Annotated in this window: 22 protein-coding genes and 1 pseudogene; 17 read left to right on the top strand and 6 right to left on the bottom strand. The window is 63.4% G+C overall.

The window, feature by feature from the left end:
* Positions 1-99 precede the first annotated feature (99 nt).
* Entirely contained in the window at positions 100-588 is a 489-nt protein-coding gene (gene dps, locus NKH28_RS01130; protein WP_352469859.1) for a DNA starvation/stationary phase protection protein Dps, read from the top strand.
* Between the two features lie 8 nt (positions 589-596).
* Here dps and xdhC read toward each other — a convergent pair whose 3' ends face one another.
* From xdhC to uraH, 4 genes are all read right to left on the bottom strand, one after another.
* Positions 597-1,586, bottom strand: coding sequence for a xanthine dehydrogenase accessory protein XdhC (gene xdhC, locus NKH28_RS01125; RefSeq protein ID WP_352470170.1), 990 nt, complete (start codon positions 1,584-1,586; stop codon positions 597-599).
* Positions 1,587-1,648: 62 nt separating this feature from the next.
* The gene (gene xdhB, locus NKH28_RS01120; RefSeq protein WP_352977770.1) at positions 1,649-4,000 is read right to left on the bottom strand and encodes a xanthine dehydrogenase molybdopterin binding subunit; all 2,352 of its coding nucleotides are present in this window, start codon (positions 3,998-4,000) and stop codon (positions 1,649-1,651) included.
* A complete protein-coding gene (gene xdhA, locus NKH28_RS01115; RefSeq protein WP_352919186.1) occupies positions 4,000-5,481 on the bottom strand; it encodes a xanthine dehydrogenase small subunit in 1,482 nt (493 codons plus the stop codon). The genes xdhB and xdhA overlap by 1 nt, the downstream gene beginning before the upstream one ends.
* Before the next feature lies 1 nt (position 5,482).
* A complete protein-coding gene (uraH, locus tag NKH28_RS01110; RefSeq protein WP_352469857.1) occupies positions 5,483-5,857 on the bottom strand; it encodes a hydroxyisourate hydrolase in 375 nt (124 codons plus the stop codon).
* A 173-nt stretch (positions 5,858-6,030) separates the two neighbouring features.
* Between uraH and puuE the strand changes: the two genes are divergently transcribed.
* The 13 genes and pseudogenes from puuE to NKH28_RS01045 all read left to right on the top strand — a co-directional run bounded on the left by puuE (position 6,031) and on the right by NKH28_RS01045 (position 20,517).
* The gene (puuE, locus tag NKH28_RS01105; RefSeq protein ID WP_352919183.1) at positions 6,031-7,464 is read left to right on the top strand and encodes an allantoinase PuuE; all 1,434 of its coding nucleotides are present in this window, start codon (positions 6,031-6,033) and stop codon (positions 7,462-7,464) included.
* A gap of 64 nt (positions 7,465-7,528) precedes the next feature.
* On the top strand, positions 7,529-8,377 hold the full coding sequence (locus tag NKH28_RS01100) for a bifunctional allantoicase/(S)-ureidoglycine aminohydrolase (RefSeq protein ID WP_502904281.1): 849 nt from the start codon (positions 7,529-7,531) through the stop codon (positions 8,375-8,377).
* The gene (locus NKH28_RS01095; protein WP_352767343.1) at positions 8,374-8,877 is read left to right on the top strand and encodes an ureidoglycolate lyase; all 504 of its coding nucleotides are present in this window, start codon (positions 8,374-8,376) and stop codon (positions 8,875-8,877) included. The genes NKH28_RS01100 and NKH28_RS01095 overlap by 4 nt, the downstream gene beginning before the upstream one ends.
* Positions 8,877-9,470: a nucleoside deaminase gene (locus NKH28_RS01090; protein ID WP_352540356.1), complete on the top strand. Its 594-nt coding sequence runs from the start codon at positions 8,877-8,879 to the stop codon at positions 9,468-9,470. Before NKH28_RS01095 ends, NKH28_RS01090 begins: the two co-directional genes overlap by 1 nt.
* 85 nt (positions 9,471-9,555) lie before the next feature.
* Positions 9,556-11,538, top strand: a complete 1,983-nt coding sequence (locus NKH28_RS01085) for a CocE/NonD family hydrolase (protein ID WP_352919179.1) — start codon at positions 9,556-9,558, stop codon at positions 11,536-11,538.
* Positions 11,539-11,692: 154 nt separating this feature from the next.
* On the top strand, positions 11,693-13,279 hold the full coding sequence (locus NKH28_RS01080) for an ABC transporter substrate-binding protein (RefSeq protein WP_352849757.1): 1,587 nt from the start codon (positions 11,693-11,695) through the stop codon (positions 13,277-13,279).
* A gap of 16 nt (positions 13,280-13,295) precedes the next feature.
* On the top strand, positions 13,296-14,255 hold the full coding sequence (locus NKH28_RS01075) for an ABC transporter permease (protein ID WP_352540353.1): 960 nt from the start codon (positions 13,296-13,298) through the stop codon (positions 14,253-14,255).
* A gap of 11 nt (positions 14,256-14,266) precedes the next feature.
* On the top strand, positions 14,267-15,094 hold the full coding sequence (locus NKH28_RS01070) for an ABC transporter permease (RefSeq protein ID WP_352452240.1): 828 nt from the start codon (positions 14,267-14,269) through the stop codon (positions 15,092-15,094).
* Entirely contained in the window at positions 15,094-16,794 is a 1,701-nt protein-coding gene (locus NKH28_RS01065; protein ID WP_352919176.1) for an ABC transporter ATP-binding protein, read from the top strand. The genes NKH28_RS01070 and NKH28_RS01065 overlap by 1 nt, the downstream gene beginning before the upstream one ends.
* A 93-nt stretch (positions 16,795-16,887) precedes the next feature.
* On the top strand, positions 16,888-17,727 hold the full coding sequence (locus NKH28_RS01060) for an alkaline phosphatase family protein (protein ID WP_352919174.1): 840 nt from the start codon (positions 16,888-16,890) through the stop codon (positions 17,725-17,727).
* Between the two features lie 133 nt (positions 17,728-17,860).
* Positions 17,861-18,423: pseudogene (locus tag NKH28_RS01055) on the top strand (sigma-70 family RNA polymerase sigma factor).
* A complete protein-coding gene (locus NKH28_RS01050) occupies positions 18,420-19,088 on the top strand; it encodes an anti-sigma factor (RefSeq protein WP_352830216.1) in 669 nt (222 codons plus the stop codon). The pseudogene NKH28_RS01055 and the gene NKH28_RS01050 overlap by 4 nt, the downstream one beginning before the upstream one ends.
* A complete protein-coding gene (locus NKH28_RS01045) occupies positions 19,078-20,517 on the top strand; it encodes a S8 family serine peptidase (protein ID WP_352919171.1) in 1,440 nt (479 codons plus the stop codon). Before NKH28_RS01050 ends, NKH28_RS01045 begins: the two co-directional genes overlap by 11 nt.
* 5 nt (positions 20,518-20,522) lie before the next feature.
* Here the strand turns inward: NKH28_RS01045 and NKH28_RS01040 are convergent, their stop codons facing one another.
* Positions 20,523-21,017, bottom strand: coding sequence for a DUF8737 domain-containing protein (locus tag NKH28_RS01040; RefSeq protein WP_352919373.1), 495 nt, complete (start codon positions 21,015-21,017; stop codon positions 20,523-20,525).
* A gap of 81 nt (positions 21,018-21,098) precedes the next feature.
* Here NKH28_RS01040 and NKH28_RS01035 point away from each other — a divergent pair, with 81 nt between their 5' ends.
* Positions 21,099-22,007 (top strand): LysR family transcriptional regulator, encoded by a 909-nt coding sequence (locus NKH28_RS01035; protein WP_352919168.1) that lies wholly within the window; start codon positions 21,099-21,101, stop codon positions 22,005-22,007.
* Positions 22,008-22,079: 72 nt separating this feature from the next.
* On the opposite strand, the gene NKH28_RS01030 is transcribed toward NKH28_RS01035, so the two are convergent.
* Positions 22,080-23,102, bottom strand: a complete 1,023-nt coding sequence (locus NKH28_RS01030) for a substrate-binding domain-containing protein (protein ID WP_352919165.1) — start codon at positions 23,100-23,102, stop codon at positions 22,080-22,082.
* Positions 23,103-23,463: 361 nt separating this feature from the next.
* Here NKH28_RS01030 and NKH28_RS01025 point away from each other — a divergent pair, with 361 nt between their 5' ends.
* Together NKH28_RS01025 and NKH28_RS01020 are read left to right on the top strand one after the other, a co-directional pair.
* Positions 23,464-24,819 carry an ABC transporter substrate-binding protein gene (locus NKH28_RS01025; protein ID WP_352681550.1) on the top strand — a complete coding sequence of 452 codons (1,356 nt, stop codon included), beginning with the start codon at positions 23,464-23,466 and terminating at the stop codon, positions 24,817-24,819.
* A gap of 227 nt (positions 24,820-25,046) precedes the next feature.
* Positions 25,047-26,060 (top strand): carbohydrate ABC transporter permease, encoded by a 1,014-nt coding sequence (locus NKH28_RS01020; protein WP_352540346.1) that lies wholly within the window; start codon positions 25,047-25,049, stop codon positions 26,058-26,060.
* The last annotated feature ends 1 nt before the right edge of the window (position 26,061 follow it).

Below are 26,061 nucleotides of genomic sequence, written 5' to 3'. Positions count from 1 at the left end.
GCCGCGGCGATGAGGGCGTCTGCGCGCATATTCGATTGACCATCCCAAACTTCGCCCTCTTTTCAAACCACGCGGACGCAACCGCCATAGGAGCCGATCATGGATGCCATCGCCACCCGCAATGACCTGCAATCCAATGCCAAGAAAGAGTGTATCGATCTTCTCAATGCCCGCCTCGCCGACGCCATCGATCTGGCCTTGATCACCAAGCAGGCGCACTGGAACGTCAAGGGACCGCAATTCATCGCCATCCACGAGATGCTCGACACGTTCCGCGAGGAGCTCGACGGCCATGTCGACACCATTGCCGAGCGCGCCGTACAGCTCGGCGGCACGGCGCTCGGCACCTCGCAGGAGGTGTCGAAGGCGACTATGCTGGAGGCCTATCCGACCGACATCCACAAGACCCGAGACCATCTGGCGGCGCTGATCGACCGCTATGCCGCGACCGCCAAGCGGGCACGCGCCGCGATCGACGAAGCGGCTGGCGCGGGCGACGCCGACACCGCCGACATCTTCACCGCCTATTCACGCTCGCTCGACAAATTGCTGTGGTTCCTTGAGGCGCACACGCAGGAGAAGGAATAGCCAAAACGTCAGCCAGCCATCGCCTTGCGGTGAGGGGCTTTGGACTGAGCGGACGGTGCCGCCGCATGGCCGGCCAACGCTGTCATAATCTCGGCTACGGCGAGTGCGGCGATCACCTGCGGGCGCTTGTCCTTAACGGCATCGCCGCCGATCGGCGAGACGAGGTGGGCAAATTCCGCCTCGCTTCCGTCCGCCGATTTCAGGAACCAGTTTCGGAACGTCGCCTTCTTGGTTCTGGAGCCGATCATGCCGACATAGGCGGCATCCCGGCGTTTCAGAGCCTCGGCGACGATCAGGAAGTCCAGCGCGTGGTCATGTGTAAGGACGACGAAGGCGGATCCAGCCGGGGCTTCGCGCACCATCGCCTCAGGCATCGGCGTCAGCTTGGTTTCGACCGCTTCCGGCATGCCTTTGAGCGCCTCGGCTCGCGTCTCGACAACGACGACATGCACCGGCAGCAAGGCCATCGCGGAGGCCAGCGCCTGGCCGACATGGCCGCCGCCGAGGATGTAGACATGCGGTCGCTGCGCTTCCTCGGTTTCCGCCGCCGCAACCAGCTTGGCTTCAAGCGCGGGGTCGACCAGCTGGATCAGCAGCTCGACCCTGCCGCCGCAGCACTGCCCGATGTCCGGGCCGAGCGCGATGTCGAGGGTGGCGCGGATATCCCTCCCCCTTGAGGGGAGGGTGGCGGCGAAGCCGCCGGGTGGGGTCGCCGCGGCAGTGCTCGACGCGCTGGCGGTACCTTCTGAGACGACCCCCTCTGGCCGCTCCGCGGCCATCTCCCCCTCAAGGGGGGAGAAAAGCATCTGTCGCGCTTTGTCGATCGCCATGTATTCGAGCTGGCCGCCGCCGATCGTACCGAAAGTGGCCGATCCTGAGACGAGCATGAAGGCACCCGTCTCGCGCGGCGTCGAACCTTTTGTCCGGGCCACCTCAACGAAGGCGACCCGGCCGGCGCCGGCAAGAAAGGCTTTCAGGCTCTGCACTTTCGCGTTCATCATTTGCGTTCCCTATCGGGAAATATAGAGTTTTTCGGCCTGAATTGCACGTTTTCCGGGATTCAAGTGCCGGTTTTGGCTTCGCGCTTCAGCCGTTCGATCGCCATCAGCACACGCTCCGGCGTGGCCGGCGGGTCGAGGCGCGGGCAGATCTTGTGGCTGGCAACGCTCGCCACTGCGTCCGACAGCGCATGCAGCACCGACATTGCGAGCGGAAAGGGCGGCTCGCCGACCGCCTTGGAGCGGTACACCGTCGGCTCGCCTGCTTGCGCCCAGTCGGCCAAAGTCACATTAAAAATCTTCGGCCGGTCCGACGCGAGCGGGATCTTGTAGGTCGATGGCGCATGGGTGCGCAGCCGCCCCTTGTCGTCCCACCACAGTTCCTCCGTTGTCAGCCAGCCCATGCCCTGGATGAAGCCGCCCTCGATCTGGCCGAGGTCGATGGCGCGGTTCAGCGAGCGGCCGGTTTCGTGCAGGATGTCGGTGCGCTCGACGATATATTCGCCGGTCAGCGTGTCGACAGACACTTCCGAGCACGCGGCGCCGTAAGCGAAATAGTAGAAGGGATGGCCCTCGCCCTTGTCGCGGTCCCAATGGATTTTCGGCGTCTTGTAGAAACCCGCCGCCGAAAGCTGGATGCGCGCCATATAAGCCTGCCTGACGAGATCGGCGAAGGCGATCTCCTGGTTGCCGATGCGCACGCGGTTGGGCAGGAACAGCACCTGGTCGCGCGGCACCTGGTATCTCTCGACGGCAAAATTGGTCACCCGGTCCTTGATCTGGCGGGCGGCATTCTGCGCCGCCATGCCGTTGAGGTCGGAGCCGGAAGACGCGGCGGTGGCCGAGGTATTCGGCACCTTGCCGGTCGTCGTCGCGGTGATCTTGACCTGATCGAGGTCGATCTGGAACTCTTCCGCCACAACCTGCGCCACCTTGACATAGAGGCCCTGCCCCATCTCGGTGCCGCCGTGGTTCAGATGCACCGAACCATCGGTATAGACATGCACCAGCGCGCCGGCCTGGTTGTAATGGGTGGCGGTGAACGAGATGCCGAACTTGACCGGCGTCAGCGCCAGTCCGCGCTTGATGAAGCGGCTGTTGGCATTGAAAGCATCGATGGTGCGGCGGCGCCTCGCATAGTCGGAACTCGCCTCCAGCTCGGCGACGATGCGGTGGATGATGTTGTCCTCGACCGTCTGGTGGTAGGGAGTGATGTTGCGGTCGCTGGTGCCGTAGAAATTCTTCTTGCGGATTTCGAGCGGGTCCTTGCCGACGGCAAACGCGACTTCGTCGATGACGCGCTCGGCGCCGACCATGCCTTGCGGGCCGCCGAAGCCGCGAAAGGCGGTGTTCGATACCGTATTGGTGTAGAGCGGCGCCGATTGCGCGTGCACCGCCGGCCAGAAATAGGTGTTGTCGCAATGGAACAGCGCGCGGTCAGTGACCGGGCCGGAGAGGTCGGCCGAGAAGCCGCAGCGCGCCGCGAACATGAAATCTACGCCCAGAATATTGCCTTCGTCGTCGAAGCCGACCTCGTAGTCGACGAGGAAATCGTGGCGTTTGCCGGTGGCGATCATGTCGTCGTCGCGGTCAGGCCGGATTTTCACGGCCCGATGATGTTTCTTCGCGGCGATAGCGGCCAATGCCGCAAACTGATTGCCTTGCGTTTCCTTACCGCCGAAAGCGCCGCCCATCCGGCGGATTTCCACCGTCACCGCATGGCTCGGCACACCCAGCGCATGGCTGACCATGTGCTGGATTTCGCTCGGGTGCTGGGTCGAGGAATAGATGGTGACGTCGTGGTCCTCGCCGGGGATGGCCAAGGCGATATGACCTTCGAGATAGAAATGCTCCTGGCCGCCTATGCGCATTTTTCCCTTCAGCCGGCGCGGCGCCGCATTGATCGCAGCCGCTGCATCACCGCGCCTCAGCGTCAGCGGCGGCGTGACCAGCTTATCTTTCCGGGGATCGAGCTCACCGACATCGGCGACGAACGGCAATTCCTTGTATTCGACCTTGGCCAGCCTCGTTGCACGGCGCGCCTGCTCGCGGGTTTCGGCAATGACGCAGAAGATCGGTTGGCCAAAGAATTGCACCTTGCCGTCGGCCAGCACCGGCTCGTCGTGACGGCCGGTCGGCGAAATGTCGTTCTCGCCTGGCACGTCGCTCGCCGTCAGCACGTCGATGACGCCGGGTGCGGCGCGCACCGCCGACAGGTCCATGCTGGTGATGGTGGCATGCGTCGCCGTCGAAAGCCCAAGGCAGCCGTGCAGCGTGCCGGCCGGTTCCGGCATGTCGTCGATATAGACGGCCGTGCCACTGACATGCTTGTGCGCGGAATCATGGCGCTGGTCGGTGGCGACGCCGCCGGCGATTTTTTGCGCCTTCAGGTTGGGGGTGGCGTGCTTGTTCATCATGCCGCCTCGTGCCGTGATACCTGGATCGGCGCCCGGGTGCCGGTGGTTTCGGCAAAGAAGCGCAGCAGCAGGTTGCGTGCCGCCAGCGCCCGGTATTCGGCGCTTGCCCGCATGTCGGTCAGCGGCGTGAAATCGCCGGCGTACGCGGCCATCGCCGCCTCGACCGTCGCTTCCGTCCAGGGCTTGCCAAGCAATGCCTTTTCGACGCCAAAGGCTCGCTTCGGCGTTGCCGCCATGCCGCCATAGGCGATGCGCACATCCGCCACCGTGCCATGCTCGGCGAGCTTCAGGAAAAACGCGCCTAGCGCTGCTGTGATGTCTTCGTCGCGGCGCTTGGTGATCTTGTAGACGGCAAATTTCGTCTCGCTGCCCGGCACCGGAACATGCACGGCCTCGACGAATTCGCCGGGCTGCCGGTCCTGTCGGCCATAGGCGATGAAAAACTCCTCGAGCGGGATCGTCCGCCGCTTGTCGCCGCGGCGCAGCGTCAGGCGGGCACCGAGTGCGATCAGCGGCGGCGGCGTGTCGCCGATCGGCGAACCGTTGGCGATATTGCCGCCGATGGTGCCCATGTTGCGCACCTGATCGCCGCCGATGCGGTCGAACAGCGGGCCGAGCGCCGGGATGCGTTTCGCCAGCGTCGAGAAGGCTTCGCTATAGGTGACACCGGCGCCGATCGAGATGACGCCCTTGTCCTCGGAAATCCCGCACAGACCATCGAGATTGCCGATGAAAACCGCCGGCGCAATATCGCGCATGTGCTTGGTCACCCAAAGGCCGACATCGGTCGAACCCGCGACGATAGTGGCGCCCGGCTCCTTGACGAGTACGCTGGCCAGATCGTCGGCATTGGCCGGCACGATCAGCCGCTTGTTGCCGGAGCCGATCTCGATGCGCGAACCGTCCTTCATCGCTTCGAGCTTGGCCGTGACTGCCTTGCGCTCCGCCGCCAACGGATCCTTTGCCGCCGTGCGGTAGCTGGAGATGGCGCGCGCCGCGCGCATGATCGCCTCGTATCCGGTGCAGCGGCAGAGATTGCCTTGCAGCGCCTTTTCGATGGCGGCGTCCGACGGCTCCGGCGCCCGCATCCACAGAGCATAAAGCGACATGACGAAACCCGGTGTGCAGAAGCCGCATTGCGAGCCGTGGAAATCGACCATGGCCTGCTGCACGGGATGCAGTTTTCCTGCGTCGCCGCGCAGATGCTCGACGGTCACGACATGCGTGCCGTCTAGCGAGCCAAGGAAGCGGATGCAGGCATTGACGCTTTCATAGACCAGTGTTCCACCGGAGAGCCTGCCGACCAGCACCGTGCAGGCGCCACAGTCGCCCTCGGCGCAACCTTCCTTGGTGCCGCGCAGCGAGCGGTCGAGCCGCAGCCAGTCGAGCAGGGTCTGGTCGGGTGCAATCGTGCCGAGCGCGACGTCCTCGCCATTGAGGATGAAGCGGATTTCGTTGCGTGTCTTGATCCCTGCCATCTCAGCTTCCCCGGTAGGTCGAATAGCCGTACGGCGACAGAAGCAGCGGCACATGATAGTGCATCGGCTCGGCCATACCGAAGCGGATCGGCACATGGTCGAGGAAGGCCGGTTCCGCCAGTTTTGTCCCTTGCCCGCGCAGATAATCGCCGGCCGCAAAGACCAGCTCGTATTCGCCGGTGCGGAATTCCGCGCCGGCAAGCAACGGAGCATCGCAACGGCCGTCATGATTGGTGACGACCGTTTTCAGATGCGTCCGGGCCTGACCGTCAAGATGATAGAGCTCGATCGACAGACCGGCCGCCGGTTTGCCGGCCGCAGTGTCGAGGACGTGGGTCGTCAGGCGCCCGCCTTCGGCTTTCGACGTTTCCGCCACTGGCTGCTCCATTCCCTGAACGGTCGAACACTATTCATGAATTGTGCGCCAATTAAAGGCGATGCATAAGTCCCGGTCGAGCGGAGCGCGACAAAAACACTTTCAAAAATTTCGGGGGAATGCGCAGGCACTCCTTTCGACTATCCTGATCACAATTTCCGGCAGGAGCGAGAATGCGTTACGAACGAGACATGCGCGGCTACGGAGCCAATCCGCCGGATCCGAAATGGCCCGGCGGGGCGCATGTCGCGGTGCAGTTCGTCGTCAATTACGAAGAGGGCGGCGAGAATTGCGTCCTGCACGGCGACAAGGCTTCGGAGGCTTTCCTGTCGGAGATCGTCGGCGCCGCGCCCTGGCCCGGCCAGCGCCACTGGAACATGGAATCGATCTACGAATACGGCGCCCGAGCCGGCTTCTGGCGATTACTGCGCCTGTTCAGCGAGGCACAGGTGCCGATCACCTGCTATGGCGTCGCCACGGCCCTGGCACGTTCGCCCGACCAGGTTGCGGCGATGCAGGAGGCCGGCTGGGAGATCGCTTCGCACGGGCTGAAATGGATCGACTACCGCGACCATACCCCGGAAGACGAGCGCCGCGACATGGAGGCGGCGATCCGGCTGCATTATGAGGTGACAGGGGCGCGGCCGACCGGCTGGTACACCGGCCGCACCTCGATCAACACGGTGCGGCTGGCGGCGGAAGAGGGCGGCTTCGACTATGTGTCGGATACCTATGACGACGAGCTGCCCTACTGGTTCGAGCACGTGGTGCCGGATGGCACGGCGAAACCGCAGCTGATCATACCCTACACGCTCGACGCCAACGACATGCGCTTTGCCACGCCGCAGGGCTTCAATTCGGGCGACCAGTTTTTTGCCTATCTCAGGGATAGTTTCGATACGCTCTATGCCGAGGGCAAGGCAGGGCGGCCGCGCATGATGAATATCGGCCTGCACTGCCGCCTGGTTGGGCGGCCGGGCCGGGTCGCGGCACTGAAGCGCTTCATCGACTACGTCAAATCGCATGACAAGGTCTGGCTGGCACGACGCATCGACATTGCAAAACACTGGCAGGAGACGCATCCGTTCCGGTTGCCGGCGCTGCGCCCGTCGAAAATGGAATTCGAGGCCTTCGTCCACACATTCGGCGGCGTCTTCGAGCATTCGCCGTGGGTTGCCGAGCGCGCTTATGAGCTGGAGCTCGGCCCGGCCCATGACAGTGCCGGCGGCCTGCACAACGCGCTCTGCCGCGTGTTTCGCGCGGCCAGCGAGGCCGAGCGGTTTGCTGTGCTCAATGCCCACCCCGATCTTGCCGGAAAACTGGCACAGGCCAAGCGGCTGACGGCGGAATCGTCGAGGGAACAGGCTTCGGCAGGGCTCGACGCGCTGACCGAGAAGGAGCGCGAGCTGTTCGCAAAACTCAATGCCGCCTACGTCACCAGTTTCGGTTTCCCCTTCATTATTGCGGTGAAAGGAAAGACCAAGGCGGAGATCCTGGCCGAGTTCGAGGCGCGTATCGGCAACAGCCACGACGTCGAATTCGAAACCGCCTGCAGACAGGTCGAGTGCATCGCGCTGCTTCGTCTCAAGGACATGCTTCCGCAATAGGGCTTCGGCTGCCGCCATGGGCCGTGGCTTCCGCAACAGGCTTGAATTTATGGATATGATGAAAATGGCCGAGCGAACCTATTATGCGCCGCAGGGCGGACATCCCGGCCAGAGTGAATTGCTGACCGGCCGCGCTGTGTTCACACAGGCCTATGCGGTCATCCCCAAGGGTGTGATGCAGGACATCGTCACCAGCGCCTTGCCGTTCTGGGATGGGACACGCGTCTGGGTGCTGTCGCGGCCGCTGTCGGGTTTTGCCGAGACGTTTTCGCAATACATCGTCGAGCTCGCGCCCGGCGGCGGCAGCGACCGCCCCGAGCTTGACGCCGCCGCCGAAGGTGCCCTGTTCGTAGTCGAAGGCGAGCTATGCGTTTCGCTTGCCGACAAGAAACATAGCTTAAGGCCGGGCGGCTTTGCCTACCTGCCCCCGGCGAGCGGGTGGACGGTGCGCAATGAAAGCGGTGCCGCCGTCCGCTTTCACTGGATCCGCAAGACTTATGACGCAGTCGACGGCATCGACCAGCCGCAAGCGTTCTTCGCCAACGAACAGGAAATCGCGCCGACGCCAATGCCGGGTACCGAAGGCCGATGGGCGACGACGCGCTTCGTCGATCCGGCCGACATGCGCCACGACATGCATGTCACCATCGTCACGCTCGAGCCTGGCGCGGTCATTCCCTTCGCCGAGACGCACGTCATGGAGCACGGGCTCTATGTGCTGGAGGGCAAGGCGGTCTACCGTCTCAACCAGGACTGGGTCGAAGTCGAAGCCGGCGACTATATGTGGCTGCGCGCCTTTTGCCCGCAGGCTTGTTATGCCGGCGGGCCGGGCAAATTCCGCTATCTCCTCTACAAGGACGTCAACCGCCACGCCAAGCTTGGCAGCGCCGGCGTCGTGAGACCTACACCATGACCCGCATCGTCGCGCGGCCGCTGACCCGCGAGAATTTCGCCGAATTCGGCGACGTCATCGATATGGGCGGCGACAACCATTATCCGATCAATGGCGGCAAGGCTGAGCGCTACCATGACCTCGCCACGGCGGAAGCACGAGGGCCGAATGCGCGCGTGCTGATCTCGATGGTGCGTGGCACGCCCTATGAGCTGCCGTTGAAGCTTACCATGGTGGAGCGCCATCCGTTTGGCAGCCAGGCCTTCATCCCGCTGTCACCACGGCCGTTCCTGGTCGTCGTCTGCCATGACGGCGAAGAGGGCCCGGGCGAGCCGCATGCCTTCATCACCGCGCCCGGGCAAGGCATCAACTATCCGCGCAATCTGTGGCACGGAGTTCTGACGCCGATCGGCGATGTCCAGGATTTTGTGGTCGTCGACCGCGGCGGCGACGGCTCCAATCTCGAAGAGTGCCATTTCTCGCACGCCTACGAGATCGATCTTCCCGACGGGATTAGATGATGACCGACATTTCGCTGATCGACCGACTGCTCGACGTCATCGAGCACGACATCGTGCCGAAGACCGTCGAAGGCGTCGCGCACGGCAATAAGCTGTTCGGCGCGGCCATTCTGCGCAAGGACGACCGCTCGCTGGTGCTTGCCGAAACCAACAACGAGACCGAAAACCCGCTCTGGCACGGCGAGGTGCATTGCCTGAAGCGCTTCTACGAAATGCCTAAAGCCGAACGCGTCGACACCAAGGACGCGATCTTTCTTGCCACGCACGAACCCTGCTCGCTCTGCCTGTCGGCGATCACCTGGACCGGCTTCGACAATTTCTTCTATCTGTTCAGCCACGAAGACTCGCGCGACAGCTTCGACATCCCGCACGATTTGAAGATCCTGAAAGAGGTCTTCACCCTCGATCCCGGCGGCTACAATGCCGAGAATGCCTATTGGAAGAGCTTTTCGATCCGCAAATTGGTGCGCTCGCTGCCCGATGCCGAGCGCGAGCGGCTGGAAGCGCGTATCGGCGCAATATCAGCGCGCTATGACGAATTGTCCGCCGCCTATCAAGCAAGCAAGGCCGAAAACGACATACCGCTGAATTGACGCGGATTGACCAGCCGAATTCGTTGACTGGCCCATGACGCGCTCTCACGGGCTCCATCATCTGGCGCTCCTGGAGTTCGCCCGCATGAAAATCGTCACTGAATTCCCACGAAAGATCGTCGAATTTCCGGATATGGGGATCATCATGCCGGACGGCTGCCGGCTGTCGGCGCGGGTGTGGATGCCGGCCGATGCTGCCGACGATCCAGTGCCGGCAATCCTCGAACACCTGCCCTATCGCAAGCGCGACGGCACGATCTATCGTGATCAGCTGACGCATCCCTATTTTGCCGGCCACGGCTACGCCTCGATCCGCGTCGACATGCGCGGCAATGGCGATTCCGAAGGGCTGATGGACGACGAATATTCCGAGCAGGAATTGCAGGACGCTTGCGACGTCATCGCCTGGGCGGCGGACCAGCCCTGGTGCAACGGCAATGTCGGCATGATGGGCATTTCGTGGGGCGGCTTCAACTGCCTGCAGGTAGCAGCCAAGCAGCCGCCGGCGCTGAAGGCGGTCATCAGTCTCTGTTCGACGGTCGACCGCTATGCCGACGACATCCACTACAAGGGCGGCTGCCTGCTGATCGAGAATTTCGGCTGGGCCTCGACCATGCTGTCCTATTCGTCAAGGCCGCCGGATCCGTTGCTGGCCGGCGACAACAGATGGCGCGACCTGTGGCTGACCAGGCTGGAGAACCAGCCCTTCCTGGCACCGCTGTGGCTGAAGCACCAGCATCGCGATGCCTATTGGAAGCGCGGCTCGATCTGCGAGGACTATTCCGCCATCCATGCCGCGGTGCTGTCGATCGGCGGCTGGCATGATGGCTATCGCAATACGATTTCCCATCTCGCCGTCAATATCGAGGCGCCGGTCAAGGGCATCGTCGGCCCGTGGATCCACAAATACCCGCATTACGCCGCGCCCGAACCGCGCATCGGCTTCCTGCAGGAGGCCTTGCGCTGGTGGGACCGCTGGCTGAAGGACATCGACACCGGCGTCGAGGCCGACCCCGCCTACCGCGCCTATGTCATGGACAACGTGCGTCCGGCGCGCTGGCATCCCGAGCGGCCGGGCCGCTGGGTCGCTGAATCGGAATGGCCGTCGCCCAACATCAAGACCCAAGAGGTTGAGCTTATCGCTGAAGGCAACCACGCCATCGTCGCTTCGCCGCAAAGCTGCGGCCTCGCCGGCGGCGAATATTTCCCCTTCACCTTCGGCCCGGAACTGCCGGGTGACCAGCGCCCCGACGATGCGCTGTCGGTGTGCTTCGACCAGCCGGTGCTGACCGAAACGATCGACATTGTCGGTGCTCCCGAAGTTGTGGTCAGGGTCTCGTCGGACCGGCGCCAGGCGAACATCGCGGTTCGGCTGTGCGACGTCCATCCGGACGGGGCATCGGAGCTGATCTCGTACGGCGTGCTCAACCTGACGCATCGCAACTCGCACGAATTTCCCGAAGCGCTGGTGCCCGGCGAAACCGTCAGCGCCCGGGTGGTGCTCGACCAATGCGCCTATCGCGTGCCGGCCGGCCATCGCTTGCGCGTTGCCGTTTCGAACGCCTACTGGCCGATGATCTGGCCGTCGCCGGAGCCGGTCCGGCTGGAATTGTCGGCCGCGACATTGATGCTGCCGGTGCGCCCGCCAGCGACAGGCGACGAGGTCACCTTCCCCGCTCCCGAAGGTGCTGCGCCCTGGGCAACGGAGACGCTTCGGCCCGCCAATTCCGAGCGTCATGTCGATCGCGACGAAAAGACCGGAATGATTACGCTTTTCATCGTCGACGATTTCGGTGAGGTGCGCGACCTGGGGCATGGCCTCGCCAATGGCAGCATCGCCAGAGAGACATGGGCGATCCATCCCGACAATCCGCTGTCAGCCTCGGGCAAGACGCATTGGACCCAGACGCTGTCGCGAAATGGATGGTCGGTGCGCACAGAAACCTTCGCCGAAATGCGGTCCGACGCGCAAAGCTTCGTGGTTAGCGCCAGAATCGAAGCCTATGAAGGCGAGAAACTCGTCTTCGAGCGCAACTTCGAGGAGAAAATCCCGCGCGCACTGCTTTGAGCGCTTATAGCGATTGGTCCAATTGCGACGCACGATTTACGCCACGGCATGTCGCATTCGGTCTTGCTTACCGCTTTCCCTTACGGTCATTATTCTCCCGATAGAAATGAGAAAAACGACCATAAGGTCGGACCAACAGAGTGAGGAACTCAACATGTCGAACGAACTGGAATATCTGAGCCGGCGCGTTGCGTCCGGCAAGCTGAGCCGTCGCGATTTTCTCGGCCGGGCAGCAGCGCTCGGCGTCACCGCAACCTTCGCCAATTCGCTGCTATCCAGCGCTTCCCGCGCGGCGGGTCCGGTCAAGGGCGGCACGCTCAAGGCCGGCCTGGTCGGTGGCGAGTCCACCAACAGCCTCGATCCGGCGCTGTTTATGACGCAGGTGCCGTTCGCCTTCGGCAAGATGTGGGGCGAACTGATCGTCGAACTGTCTCCCGAAGGCAAGCTCGAGAACCGCATCGCCGAGGAGATCGGCTCGTCGGACGACGCCAAGACCTGGACGCTGAAGATCCGCGATGGCGTCGAGTTTCACAACGGCAAGAAGGTGACCGCAGAGGACGTGGCCGCCACCCTCGAACGCCATTCGGACGAGAAGTCGAAGTCCGGCGCGCTCGGTTACATGAAAGGCATCGAGAGCATAAAGGCCAGCGGCAAGGAAGTGGTGCTGACGCTGAAGGAGCCGAATGCCGACCTGCCCTACCTGCTTAGCGACTATCACCTGATCATCCAGCCGAACGGCGGCAAGGACAAGGCCGATGCCGGTATCTCGGCGGGTCCTTACAAGGTCACCACCAACGAGCCCGGCGTGCGCCATGGCGGCGAGCGCTTCGCCAATTACTGGCAGGGCGACAAGATGGGCCATGCCGACCAGATAGAGATCATCGTCATCAACGACGCCACGGCCCGCACGGCGGCGCTGCAGGGCGGCCAGGTCAACATGATCAACCGGGTCGAGCCGAAGATCGTCGATCTGATCAAGCGCGTGCCCGGCGTCACCATCCGCAACCATTCGGGACCCGGCCACTACGTCTTCATCATGCACTGCGACACCGCGCCGTTCGACAACAACGACTTGCGGATGGCGTTGAAGCTGGCGATCGACCGCGAGGAGATGCTGAACAAGGTGCTGCGTGGCTATGGCTCGCTCGGCAACGACTTCCCGATCAATGCATCGTACCCGCTATTCACCGAGATCGAGCAGCGCAAATACGATCCCGATAAGGCCAAGTTCCACTACAAGAAATCGGGCCATGACGGTGCCGTCCTGCTCCGGACGTCGGACGTCGCCTTCCCCGGTGCCGTCGATGCCGCACAGCTGTTCCAGCAAAGCGCGGCCAAGGCCGGCATCAAGCTGGAGATCAAACGCGAACCGGGCGACGGCTACTGGTCGGAAGTCTGGAACAAGCAGCCCTTCTGCGCCTCCTACTGGGGCGGCCGGTCGACGCAGGACCAGATGTACTCTACCGCCTATCTGTCGACGGCCGACTGGAACGACACACGTTTCAAGCGTCCGGATTTCGACAAGATGGTGCTGGCGGCTCGCGCCGAGCTCGACGAGGCCAAGCGCAAGGCAATGTACCACGACATGGCTGTGATGGTGCGCGACGAGGGCGGCTTGATCCTGCCGATGTTCAATCAGTTCATCGACGCGACGGGCGCCAAGGTCGCCGGCTGGGTGGATGATCCGCATCAGGAGTTGATGAACGGATATGCTCTGGCGAAGTGCTGGCTCGAAGCCTGAGCCCGGCCTTGCGGATATGTCCTCACCCATCGTGAAACTGGTGGCCCAGCGCATTGCGCTGGGCATTCTGCTGCTGTTGGCCGTTTCGGTCCTGATCTTCGCCGGCACCCAAATCCTGCCCGGCGACGTCGCGCAAGCCATTCTCGGGCAGTCGGCGACACCGGAGTCGCTCGCCAATCTGCGCGAGCAGCTCGGCCTCAATGATCCCGCTTACATCCGTTATTTTCGCTGGCTCGGCGGCATCCTGACCGGTGATCTCGGCACGGCTATGTCGAGCGGTCAGGATATCGCAACCTCTATCAAGGGAAGGCTGTGGAACACGCTGTTCCTTGCCTTCTGGGCGGCGATCGTCGCGGTGCCGCTGGCGATCATCCTCGGCCTGATCGCGGTGCGCTACCGCAATGGCTGGGTCGACAAGCTGATCTCCGGGTTAGCGCTCGCCTCGACCTCGTTTCCGGAATTCTTCATCGGCTATGTGCTCGTCTTTTTCTTCGCGGTGCAACATCAATGGTTTCCCGCCATTTCCACGGTCTATGACGGGATGCCTTTCGGCGAACGCATTCAGGCCATAGCACTGCCGGCGGCAGCGCTGACCCTGGTGGTGCTCGCGCATATGATGCGCATGACGCGCGCTGCGATCCTCAATGTGATGCAGTCCGCCTATGTCGAGACCGCCGAACTCAAGGGGCTTTCGGCCTTCGCGGTCATCCGCAGGCATGCCTTCCCCAATGCCATCGCGCCGATCATCAACGTCGTGATGCTCAATCTCGCTTACCTGATCGTCGGCGTCGTCGTCGTCGAAGTTATCTTTGTCTATCCAGGCATGGGCCAATACCTGGTCGACCACGTCACCAAGCGTGACGTGCCGGTGGTGCAGGCGGTCGGGCTGATCTTCGCCGCCGTCTACATCAGCCTGAACATCATCGCGGACATAGCGGCGATCATCGCCAATCCGCGCCTCAGACATCCGAAATGAGGGGGGCGGGTATGCTCGTCATCAAACGCATCCCTATCCCGGCATTGGTCGGCATCGTGCTGACGGCGCTGTTCGTGCTGGCAGCAATTTTTGCGCCGTGGATCGCGCCGCATGGCAATGCCGAGATCGTCAGCGACGTCCCTTGGGAACCGATGTCCGCGGCGCATTGGCTGGGCACCGACAATCTCGGCCGCGATCTGTTGTCGCGCATGATCTACGGCGCCCGCATCACCCTGTTCATCGCGGTGCTGGCGACCGCGCTGTCCTTCTCGCTCGGCGCCATCCTCGGCTTTTCGGCAGCGGTTTTCGGCGGCTGGTTCGACACGCTTCTGTCGCGTCTCGTCGATCTCCTGATGTCGATCCCGACACTGATCATGGCCCTTGTCGTGCTGTCGGTGCTGCCATCCAATCTCGTGACACTGATCCTGGTCATGGGCATTCTCGACTCGACCCGCGTCTACCGCCTGTCGAGGGCGGTCGCCGTCGACATCAACGTCATGGATTATGTCGAGGCGGCCAAGCTGCGCGGCGAAGGCAGCGGCTGGATCATCTTCCGGGAAATCCTGCCCAATGCGCTGTCGCCGCTGGTTTCGGAACTCGGCCTGCGCTTCATCTATGCCGTACTGTTCCTGTCGACGCTGTCCTTCCTCGGGCTTGGCGTGCAGCCGCCGGACGCCGATTGGGGCGGCATGGTCAAGGAAAACAAGGATGGCATCGTCTTCGGCATAGGCGCCGCCCTCATTCCGGCGGCGGCGATCGCAGCGCTGGCGATTTCCGTCAATCTCGTCGCCGACTGGGTGCTCAACCGCACGACAAGCCTGAAGGGAGGACGCGGGTAATGGCTGACAAGCAACCGAAGCCCGGGCAACCGAAGCCCGGGCAACCGAAGCCCGGGCAACCAAAGTCCGGCGTGCTGCTCGACATCCGCAATCTGCGCATCGAGGCCACGGTATATCCGCCGGGTGAGGCGCCGAAGAACATCGTGCTGGTGCACGATGTCTCGCTGACGCTCGAAAAGGGCAAGGTGCTCGGATTGATCGGCGAGTCCGGCGCCGGCAAATCGACCATCGGCCTGTCGTCGATGGGCTACGGCCGCGGCGGCGTGCGCATCACCGGCGGCGAGGTCATCCTCAATGGCCGCGACATCCTGAAGGGCGGCAACGAAGGGTTTCGCAAATTGCGCGGCCGCGAGGTCTGCTATGTCGCGCAATCGGCGGCAGCCGCCTTCAATCCGGCGCACAGGCTGATGGACCAGGTGGTCGAGGCAGCACTCCTGCACGGCACGGCGACGCGGGCCGAAGCCGAAAAGCGCGCCGTGGCGCTGTTCAAGAAGCTCAGCCTGCCGAATCCCGAAAGCATCGGCGAGCGCTTCCCCCACCAGGTGTCGGGCGGTCAGCTGCAGCGCGTCATGACGGCAATGGCGCTGTGCTCGGAACCCGACCTGATCGTCTTCGACGAGCCGACCACGGCGCTCGACGTGACCACGCAGATCGACGTCCTGGCGGCGATCAAGGATGCCATCCGCGACACGCATGTCGCGGCGCTCTACATCACTCACGACCTTGCCGTCGTCGCCCAGGTCTCGGACGAGATCATGGTGCTGCGCCACGGCCGGCTGGTCGAATGGGGCGGCACCCGCCAGATCATCAAGGAGCCGCGCCAGGAATACACCAACGCGCTGGTTTCGGTGCATGAGATCGAACACCAGGAGCAGAAGCCCGGCACGAGCCCGTTCCTGTCGGTCAAGAACATCACCGCCGCCTATGGCCGCAGTCACATCAAGGTGCTGAAGAACGTCTCGGTCGATATTTTCGCCGGCCAGACGCTGGCGGTGGTCGGCGAGTCCGGCTCCGGCAAATCGACACTGGCGCGCGCCATCACCGGCCTCTTGCCGCCCGAACAAGGCACCGTCACCTTCGACGGACGGCCGCTCGCCAACCGGCTTGTCGACCGGCCGAAAGAGGATCTTCGCCAACTGCAGATGATCTACCAGATGGCCGACGTGGCGATGAACCCGCGCCAGACGGTCGGCACCATCATCGGCCGGCCGCTGGAATTCTATTTTGGGATGCGCGGGCGCGAGCGCGACAAACGCGTCGCCGAACTGCTCGACAAGATCGAAATGGGTAAAGGCTATGTCGACCGCTATCCGGCCGAGCTTTCGGGCGGCCAGAAGCAGCGCGTCTGCATCGCCCGTTCGCTCGCCGCCAAGCCGAAGCTGATCATCTGCGACGAGGTGACATCGGCGCTCGATCCGCTGGTCGCCCACGGCATACTGGAGCTGCTGCTCGAGCTGCAGAAAGAGGAAAACGTCGCTTATCTGTTCATCACCCATGATCTCGCAACAGTGAAGTCGATCGCCGATTCGATCGCCGTGATGTATCGCGGCGAAGTGGTGCGCTACGGGGCCAAGAGCAAGGTGCTGACGCCGCCCTTCGATGCCTACACCGATCTTTTGCTATCGTCGGTGCCCGAAATGGAGATCGGCTGGCTGGAAAAGGCGATCAAGGGACGGCGCATGGCCAGCGCGGGGAACTAGCGGGCCGCACTTTGCGCCCGACGATCCTGTCCGGGCGTGGATTGAACGGCAGGCCGGCCCTGACTTTTCCGATTAAGCCGCATGGAGGCGCCCTTGGCGCTCAACACAAAACTATTGCTCATCATCCTCGACGGCGTGCCTTACCGGAACTGGCGTCGGCTGATGGGCAATCTCGAAGGCTGGGTGCAATCAGGCGAAGCCCGCGTATGGAAAATGCGCTCCGTGCTGCCGTCGACCTCGGCATCCTGCTATGCCTCGATCCACACCGGCGTGCCGCCGCAAATGCACGGTATCCTGTCGAACGAGAACCGGTTTCGCGTCGAACAGCCGGACATCTTTTCCGAAGTCAGCAGGGCCGGCGGCAAGACCGGTGCGGTCACCCACTCCTACTGGTCCGAATTCTTCCGGGCCTATCCGTTCGATCTGGTCGAGGACATGGAGTTCGACCAGCCGGGCAGGCCGATCGGCCATGGCCGGTTTCACACCATGACCGGCTACAATGCCAGGAACCAGATGACACCGAGCGACGTCGACCTGTTCGCGACGTTGACCATGCTGACCAGGCGCTACGGCATCGACTACGGCATCCTGCACAGCTGTACTCTGGACTCGATGGGCCACCGCTTCGGCCATGACTGCCACGAGATGGATCATGCCGTCTATGCAATGGACGCCATGCTCGCCGGCTTCCTGCCGCGCTGGCGGGAAGCCGGCTACGAGGTGATCGTCACCGCCGATCATGGCCAGACCGATCGCGGCCATCATGGCGGCCACGACGAGGAGATGCAGGATTTCGCACTTTACTACTTCGGATCCGGCGAGGGTCCGGAAGCCAGTACGCTGCTCGATCAGTTGCAGCTCGCGCCGACGGTGCTTGCGCGCCTCGGCGTGCCGGTGCCGGCGACGATGAAGGCAAAGCCGTTCCTGAGTTGAGCGCGCGCCCTCTTCTCCCTCTGGCAACGCTCCCGCTCTTCAGTTAGCCTCCGCATATATACGGGCGGATGCGGTGAACCTTTTTGGGCCGATCAGCGACAGAGCAGGCAGGAGCCAGGCGGCTCGACCGGCGATGACGGCCGCGGAGACCGATCGCGCGCTTGTCGAGCGGGTCGCGAAAGGCGACCGTGCCGCCGTGCGGCTCCTGTTCATGCGCCACCACGCGCGGGTCTACCGCTTCGTGGCACGCCAGACGGGATCGGAACAGATGGCCGACGATATCGCGAACGAGGTGTTCCTCGAACTCTGGCGGCAGGCACCGGCCTTCGAGGGGCGCTCGGAGGTCTCGACATGGCTGCTCGGCATTGCCCGCTTCAAGGCGCTGTCCCTGCTGCGCAAGAAGAAGGAAGACTGGATCGACGACGATGACGCGGCCCAGGTCGCCGACGGCGCCGACACGCCTGAAGTCGTGACGATGAAGGAAGACAAGGCCGCCGCCTTGCGACGCTTTATCGATGCCATGCCGGAAGAGCACCGCAGGTGATCGACCTTGCCTATTATCACGGGCAATCGGTGAGCGAGATCGGCGTGGTACTCGGCATCCCGGTCGCAACGGTCAAGACCAGGATGTTCTACGCCCGCAAGAAACTCGGCGAAGCCCTCAAGGCCGCCGGTTACGACAGGGGGTGGCCATGAGCGCCGCTGAAAAGATGTCACGCCGCGACGAAATGGAAATGCTGCTGCCGTTTTATCTGAACGGCTCGCTGGAGGGCACCGAGCTCGAAGCCATCGAGGAATGGCTGGCGAGCGATCCGGCGGCGATGGCCGCACTAGGCGAGGCCGAGGCCGAATTCTCCGGCACCGCTGCCGCAAACGAGGCAATCCGCCCGCCGGCCGATGCGCTCAGCCGCTTTGCCAAGGCGCTCGACGCCGAGGCCGGCCCGTCCCGCGCGCCGGCGGCATCGTCCTGGCTGGCGCAGGCCTGGAGCCGCTTCATGGCGGTGCCCGCCGGCGTCGCCTGGGCCGCGGCCGCGGTGCTGCTGGCCCTGGTCGTCGCGCAATCCTTTGTGCAGACCGGCAACAGAGATGGCGATTTCGAGATTGCCGGATCGGAGGACGATCTGGCCAAAATGCCGTTTGCCCTTGTGAAGTTCAAACCGGATGCGAAGCTGTCCGACATCATCGCTTTTCTCGACCAGAACCAGTTGAAGATCGCCGGCGGGCCGACCGCCGACGGCGTCTTCCGCGTCGGCGTCCCGGCCGAGACCGCTGCCGACTATCAGAAGCTGCTTGGCCTTATCGCCGCCCAGCCTTTCACCGAAGCTGCCCTGGAGGGAAGGAAACCGGCTGATGGCGGCTGAGGCGGTCATTCGATTGACGGCGGCGATGACAATCTTCGCCGCGTCCGCAATGGCGCAGACCAATGACCCGAACCTCACCCAGGCTGAGATCGACTGCCTGAACCGGGGAAGTGCTGCCAACGCCGACTGCGCCAAGGATGGCGGCGGCGTGAAGGATGGCGGCAAAGCGCCGGCACATGGAACGACGGGCGCGGTGTTTCTTCCGGGCTTGATTGTCGACCTGTTCCCCAATCCTGCCGTAGTCACCGAGGCGCCGATACCTCCTGGCAATACTGCAACCCCACCCGCCGTCGCGCCGGCAATACAGGCTGCGGTGCCGGGCGGTGCGGTGGTTGCGCCGACCGATCTTGTGGCAACCGAGCCGCCGCGCGCCGTGACCGGCGATTTCGTGCCCGACGAGGTGCTGGTCACCGTCAATGGCGAGGCCGGCGCGGTCCAGCAGATCGCGGCCTCGTTCGGCCTCGAGATACGCTCGCAGCGGCAGTCGCGGCTGCTCGGCAACACGCTGGTGCGCTTCGGCATTCCCGATGGCCGCCCGGTCGGCGTCGTGCTGGCGCAGCTCGCCGCCGACGGCCGCACTTTGCGGCGTGAGGCCAACCATGTCTACTCGCTGCAGCAGGCGGCCAGCATCGCCAATTATGCGTTCGAGCGCATCGCGCTCGATGCCGACAAAGCCAGCGGCGAGAATGTGCGCGTCGGCGTCATCGACACCGGCATCGACGACGGCAATCCGGCGCTCTCCGGCGTCATCGCCGGGCAGTTCGATGCCATGCCCGACGTGCCGATCAAGGCGCGCGACCACGGCACTTCGGTCGATGGACTGATCGCCGGCACCGGCGCGTTCAAAGGCATGGCGCCGGGCGCCAGGATCTATCATGCCCGCGCCTTCGAGGGCGGCAAGTCGACCATGGACGTCATCCTTTCGGCGCTTGACTGGGCGGCGGAGCAGGATGTCCGCATCATCAATATGAGCTTCGTCGGCCCGAAGAACGACCTGCTCGGCATCGCCTGCCGCAATGCGCGCGCGCTTGGCATCGTGCTGGTCGCGGCCGCCGGCAATAACGGACCGAAGGCGCCCTATGGTTATCCGGCCGCCTTCGACGCCGTGATCGCGGTGACGGCCACCGATGCCAAGGATGGGCTGATGCCGCAGGCCAATCGCGGCGCCTACGTCTTCATCTCCGCTCCCGGCGTCGAGATGGTGGCGCCGAGCGGCGCCGGCTCGGACGTGGTGACCGGGACGTCCTTCGCCGCGGCGATCGTGACCGGCGCCGTCGCCAATCTGTTGCATGCCGCGCCCGACCGCTCCGCCGACTGGGTCGAGAAAGCACTTGCCGCCACGGCAAAGGATCTCGGCGCGAAGGGGCGGGACAATGACTTCGGCTACGGGCTTCTGAACACCAAGGCGGCCGAGGCGGCGAAGGAATAGCCCGCTCAGGTCGCGTTTTGCTGAGGACGTAGGAGAAAATAGAATGCGGCGATATGCGTTATCATCAGCAGCGGTACGTAGATGATCGGGATCGCGTAGGTGGCGCCCAGTTCGCCTGCGCGTGCAGGAAGGCCGATCTGAACGGCGTGGTAATAGTCGACGATGAGGTCGACCGTCCCTGCGACGTTGAAGGCGACGACCAACGGCCAGAAGAGCGGGCGTATCCTCACCGTGAGCAGCGCCAGCATGGCCAGCACGCCAGTCGCGAAATCGCCGTAGGCGGCGAACACGGCGAAATCAGCGGGCAGATTGGGGCTTACGACGCCCGGAACCAGGAAGACGAGCCCGAAGAAGCGGAAGCTGTGCAGCATAGCGATAGCGCGTTGCGCCGCGACCCGGTCCATCGACCTGAGCAACGGCAAACCGTACGCGCCGAAGCAAAGCAGCCACGCGACATAGCCGAGAACAAGATGGGTTTGGAACACCATTTCCGTGGACATTTGGCCTACTCTCAACAGTTGGTTCACGCGGCTTTAAGCCCGCTACCGCAATTCGACTATCCGGTGTAATCACAACAACCTATGAAGCAGAACTACACAGTCCGACATGGTGCGCTGGAGGGCCTCGAGGCGTTCCTAGCCGTCGCCAGGCGGCGTAACTTCCGCCGGGCCGCCGCCGATCTCGGGGTGACGCCATCGGCCGTGAGCCAGGCGGTGCGCGCGCTGGAAGCTCGCCTGGGCACGGCGCTGTTCGTCCGCACGACGCGGAGCGTTGGCTTAACCGAACCTGGCCAGCGGTTCCTCGACCGTGCCGGCCCGGCATTCGAGGAGCTCGTTGCGGCCGGCGAGGCTGCTCGCGATATCGGCCAGCGGCCGACCGGTCTGCTACGTCTGTCTGTGCCTCGCGCCATCGTGCCGCTGATGTTGGAGCCGGTGCTCGCGTCGTTCTGCCAAGCCTATCCTGAGATCGAACTGGAGATCGCCGTGAGCGACCAGATGGTCGATCTCGCGACCGGTGGGTTCGATGCCGGCATCCGCCTCGGGCAACTCATCGCCGCCGACATGGTGGCGGTGCGGTTGACCCCGCCGTTCTCGTTCGTAGTCGTCGGCAGCCCTGACTATCTCGAGCGCTACGGCCGTCCCGAGCGTGTCGACGACTTGCGCCACCACGCCTGCTTACGCTTGCGTCGCTCGAATGGCGCCATCGCGCCCTGGTCGTTCATCGACGGCAACGGTGCAATCGAAGCGATCGTCTCAGGCCCGCTGATCGCGCACGACTATTCGACATTGGTCGGGGCCGCGATGCGGGGCGTCGGGTTGGCGCAGACGCCGCGACCACTCGCCGAAGGTCCGATAGCCGAAGGAAAACTCCAGTCGGTGCTCGACGGCGTCGCCACGACGACACCGGGTGTCTTCCTTTATCATCCCGGCAAGCGCCAAGTCCTGCCGAAGCTGCGCGCCTTCATCGATCACCTCAAATCCGCGGCCTGAGACCAGGACGCACCCGCTGGTGCTGGCCAACAGCCGCCAAGAGTCGACCTCGGTCGTTCAGAGTGATTGCCTCTAGGCCGGCGCGCCGGCGACCGATCCCCTGACCACCAGGTCGACCGGCCAGACTTCGCCGCGAGCGCCCTCCTCCAGGCCGGAAATCCGCGCCGCCAGCCGTTCGGCGATGCGCGCGCCGGCGAGGCGGATCGACGAACGCGTCGTCGACAATGGCACCGAAAAATTTTCCGGCTTCAGCCAGGGAAAGACGTCGTCATGGGCGATCAGCGACAGGTCGCCCGGAATGGTCAGGCCGAGATCGCGCACCGCGCGCACCACGCCGAGCGCCATAATCAGGCTGGAGCAGGCGATCGCCGTCGGCGCGTCGCTTCGTTCCAGCAGACGCCTGGCGGCGCGGTAGCCGTTCTCCTCGGTCATGGTGAGGGAACAGATATGCTGATCTCGAAGCACCAGGCCGTTCGCCGCAAGCGCGCGGCGCACGCCGCGCTCGCGATGGATAGCGAAGGTCTCGCGATCGTCGCCGTTGATCAGCGCCAGACGCCTATGACCGAGCTGAACGAGTAGCCGCGCCGCCTCGTGGAAGACGCCCTCATTGTCGATGTCGGTGAACGGATAGTCGAAATCGAAGCCTTCGCTGCGGCCATGGACGATGAAAGGAATGCCGAGCGTATTGACCAGCGCCACCCGCCGGTCGGCCGGCCTCGGCGACGAGATATAGACCGCGTCGACCTGCCGGTTGGCGACAATGCGGCGGTAGGTCGTCTCCTGGTCGTCGGCATCGGCCGGTGACAGCACCAGGTCGAGCTCGTGCGAACGCGCATAGTCGCCGAGGCCGGACAGGAACTCGACGAAATGCGGGTCGATGTCGACGGTCATTCCCGTCGGCAGCACATAGCCGATCATGCCGGTCTTGCCGGTCGCCAGCCGGCGGGCGCTCGGATTGGGGCGATAGCCGTGACGCTTGGCGGCATCGACCACCCGCCGGCGCGTTTCCTCGTTGACTTCCGGGTAGCCGTTCAATGCGCGGCTCACCGTAGTCTGCGAAAGCGCCAGCATGTGGGAGAGCTGCTTGAGGTTCACCGGAGGCCTCCAACCTCAAAGCGCTTTTAATCTGAATCGAGCTGGCCGCTACGAACCGCGTTGCCGAGCGCACTGACCATACGCACGGTTCGGACCGGTTTGAAGCCGAATTTGCTGCTGCACCGCCAGAAAACTGTGCTGCAGCGCACTTTTGCCGGCACCCGGCCGCAGAAATTAAATCGATTAGTCTGGCTTTCTCTTGACTCCGGATCAATTCAGTGGCGAGATCAAAATCACCAAAGCGCTTTGGAAGACTCTACGAAAGGTTGCAGTTCCTTTCCGACTGAGTCACAGTCCTGCAGCGCCGGCGGACGGAATGGAGGTTTCGTTCGGTGTTTGTCACCACTGGGAGGGAATACCGATGAAGAAAATGCTTCTGCTGGGTGCTGCGTTCGCCACGCTTGCGCTCGCCATGCCGGCGCAAGCCGAACTGAAGTTCAAGCCGGGCGAAGATCCCCGTTTCAACTGGGCGAACTACGAAGAGCTCAAGAAAGTCGACCTCAAGGGCGAGACGCTGACGATCTTCGGGCCGTGGCGCGGCGAGGACGAAGGGCTTATCCGCACCGTCCTCGATTACTTCTCCGAAGCCACCGGCGCCGAGATCAAGTACTCCTCGTCGGAGAATTACGAGCAGCAGATCGTCATCGACACGCAGGCCGGCAGCCCGCCCAACATCGCCGTGCTGCCGCAGCCGGGCCTGATCCAGGATCTGGCATCGAAGGGTCTTTTGACGCCGCTCGGCGACGACACCGCCAACTGGGTCAAGGACAATTACGGCGCCGGCCAATCCTGGGTCGATCTCGGCACGTTCAAGGACAAGGACGGCAAGCCCGGCTTCTTCGCCTTTCCGTATAAGGCCGACGTGAAGTCGCTGGTCTGGTACTCGCCGGACAATTTCGAGGAAGCCGGCTACAAGGTGCCGAAGACGCAGGAAGAGCTTGCCGAGCTCGAAAAGAAGATCATCGCCGACGGCGGCACGCCATGGTGCATCGGGCTTGGTTCGGGCGGCGCCACCGGCTGGCCGGCGACCGACTGGGTCGAAGACATCATGCTGCGCACCCAGACGCCCGAGACCTACGACAAATGGGTGAAGAACGAAATTCCGTTCAACGATCCGGCAGTGGTCAACGCCATCGACATTTTCGGCAAGATCGCCACCGACGACAAGATGGTCGAGGGCGGCGCCAAGGCGGTTGCGGCGACCGATTTCCGTGACAGCCCGAAGGGCCTCTTCTCGGTGCCGCCAAAATGTTATCTGCACCATCAGGCATCGTTCATCCCGACCTTCTTCCCGCAAGGCACAAAGATGGGCGAGGATGCCGACTTCTTCTACTTCCCGCCTTACGCTTCCAAGCCCGAGCTCGGCACTCCGGTGCTCGGCGCCGGCACGCTCGCCATGATCACCAAAGACAGCAAGAGTGCCCGCGCGTTCATCGAATTCCTGAAGCTGCCGCTCGCTCATGAGATCTGGATGGCGCAGGGCGGCTTCGTGACGCCGTTCAAGTCGGTCAACAAGGACGCCTATGCCAGCGACGCGCTGAAGAAGCAGGGCGAGATCCTGGCCAACGCCTCGACCTTCCGCTTCGACGGGTCCGACCTGATGCCGGGCAAGATCGGCGCCGGTGCGTTCTGGACCGGCATGATCGACCTGGTCGGCGGCAAGTCCGCCCAGGACGTCGCCACCGACATCCAGAAAAGCTGGGACGCGATCAAGTAAGCGGCCGGCTTGAGTTCCCAATGTGATGTGGTCCGGGCCTCAAACGGCCCGGACCTTATCCGGTGCTTGGCGTCGCGTCGATTGTCGTGAGCACAACGCATTCCGGCATGACGCGCGCCCAGTGACCTGCTTTCCGGCTGGTCGCGCTCCAGACAACTGAATCAGCGCATGATCCCGTCGCCAAAGCCATTCTCGACTGGCGGATCCGTGCGCAGGGGGAGGGACCCATGGCGGCTCAGATTTTTTCGGCGATATTCGTCATCATCATCGGCGTGGGCGGCTGCGTCGCCTATTTCTGGGGCGCCAACAAGGCACTCGATACGATCTTTCCGGCACGTGGCGTTTCCGGCAAGGCGGCGATCAACAATCTGCGCCGGCAGGGGGTGATCCGACCCTGGCTGTTCGTCGGCCCGGCGATGATCATCCTCACCATCTACCTGATCTACCCGGTAGTGGAGACGCTGAGGCTGTCGTTCCTCGATCGCGGCGGCGCCCATTTCGTCGGCTTGGCCAACTATCAATGGGCGTTCGGCGACCGCGAGTTCCGCAACTCGATCCTCAACAACATCATCTGGCTGGCGGTGGTGCCGGCCGCCTGCACCTTCCTCGGGCTGATCATCGCCGTGCTCACCGACAAGATCTGGTGGGGCACCATCGCAAAAAGCCTGATCTTCCTGCCGCTCGCCATCTCGTTCGTCGGCGCCAGCGTCATCTGGAAATTCATCTACGAATATCGCGGCGAGGGCCAGACGCAGATCGGCCTGCTCAATGCCATCATCCAGTATTTCGGCGGCCAGCCGCAGGTCTGGATCTCGCTGCCGTTCTGGAACAACTTCTTCCTGATGGTCATCCTGATCTGGATCCAGACCGGCTTTGCCATGGTCATCCTGTCGTCGGCCTTGCGCGGCATTCCGGAAGAGACGCTGGAAGCCGCCGTCATCGACGGCGCCAACCCTTTCCAGATCTTCTGGAAGATCATGGTGCCGCAGATCTGGGGCACCATCGCCGTTGTCTGGACCACCATCACCATCCTGGTGCTGAAGGTTTTCGACATCGTGCTGACCATGACCAACGGCCAGTGGAACAGCCAGGTGCTGGCCAATCTGATGTTCGACTGGATGTTCCGCGGCGGCGGCGATTTTGGCCGCGGCGCCACCATCGCCATCATCATCATGATAGCGGTCATTCCGATCATGGTCTGGAACATCCGCCAGGCAAACAAAGAGACGGAAGGGCATTGAG

Origin of the sequence: Mesorhizobium sp. M1227 (assembly GCF_040318315.1) — a bacterium.
In the GTDB taxonomy this organism is placed as follows: Bacteria; Pseudomonadota; Alphaproteobacteria; order Rhizobiales; family Rhizobiaceae; genus Mesorhizobium.
Note: the sequence above shows the minus strand (reverse complement) of the source record. Positions and strands in the feature narration are given on the sequence as shown.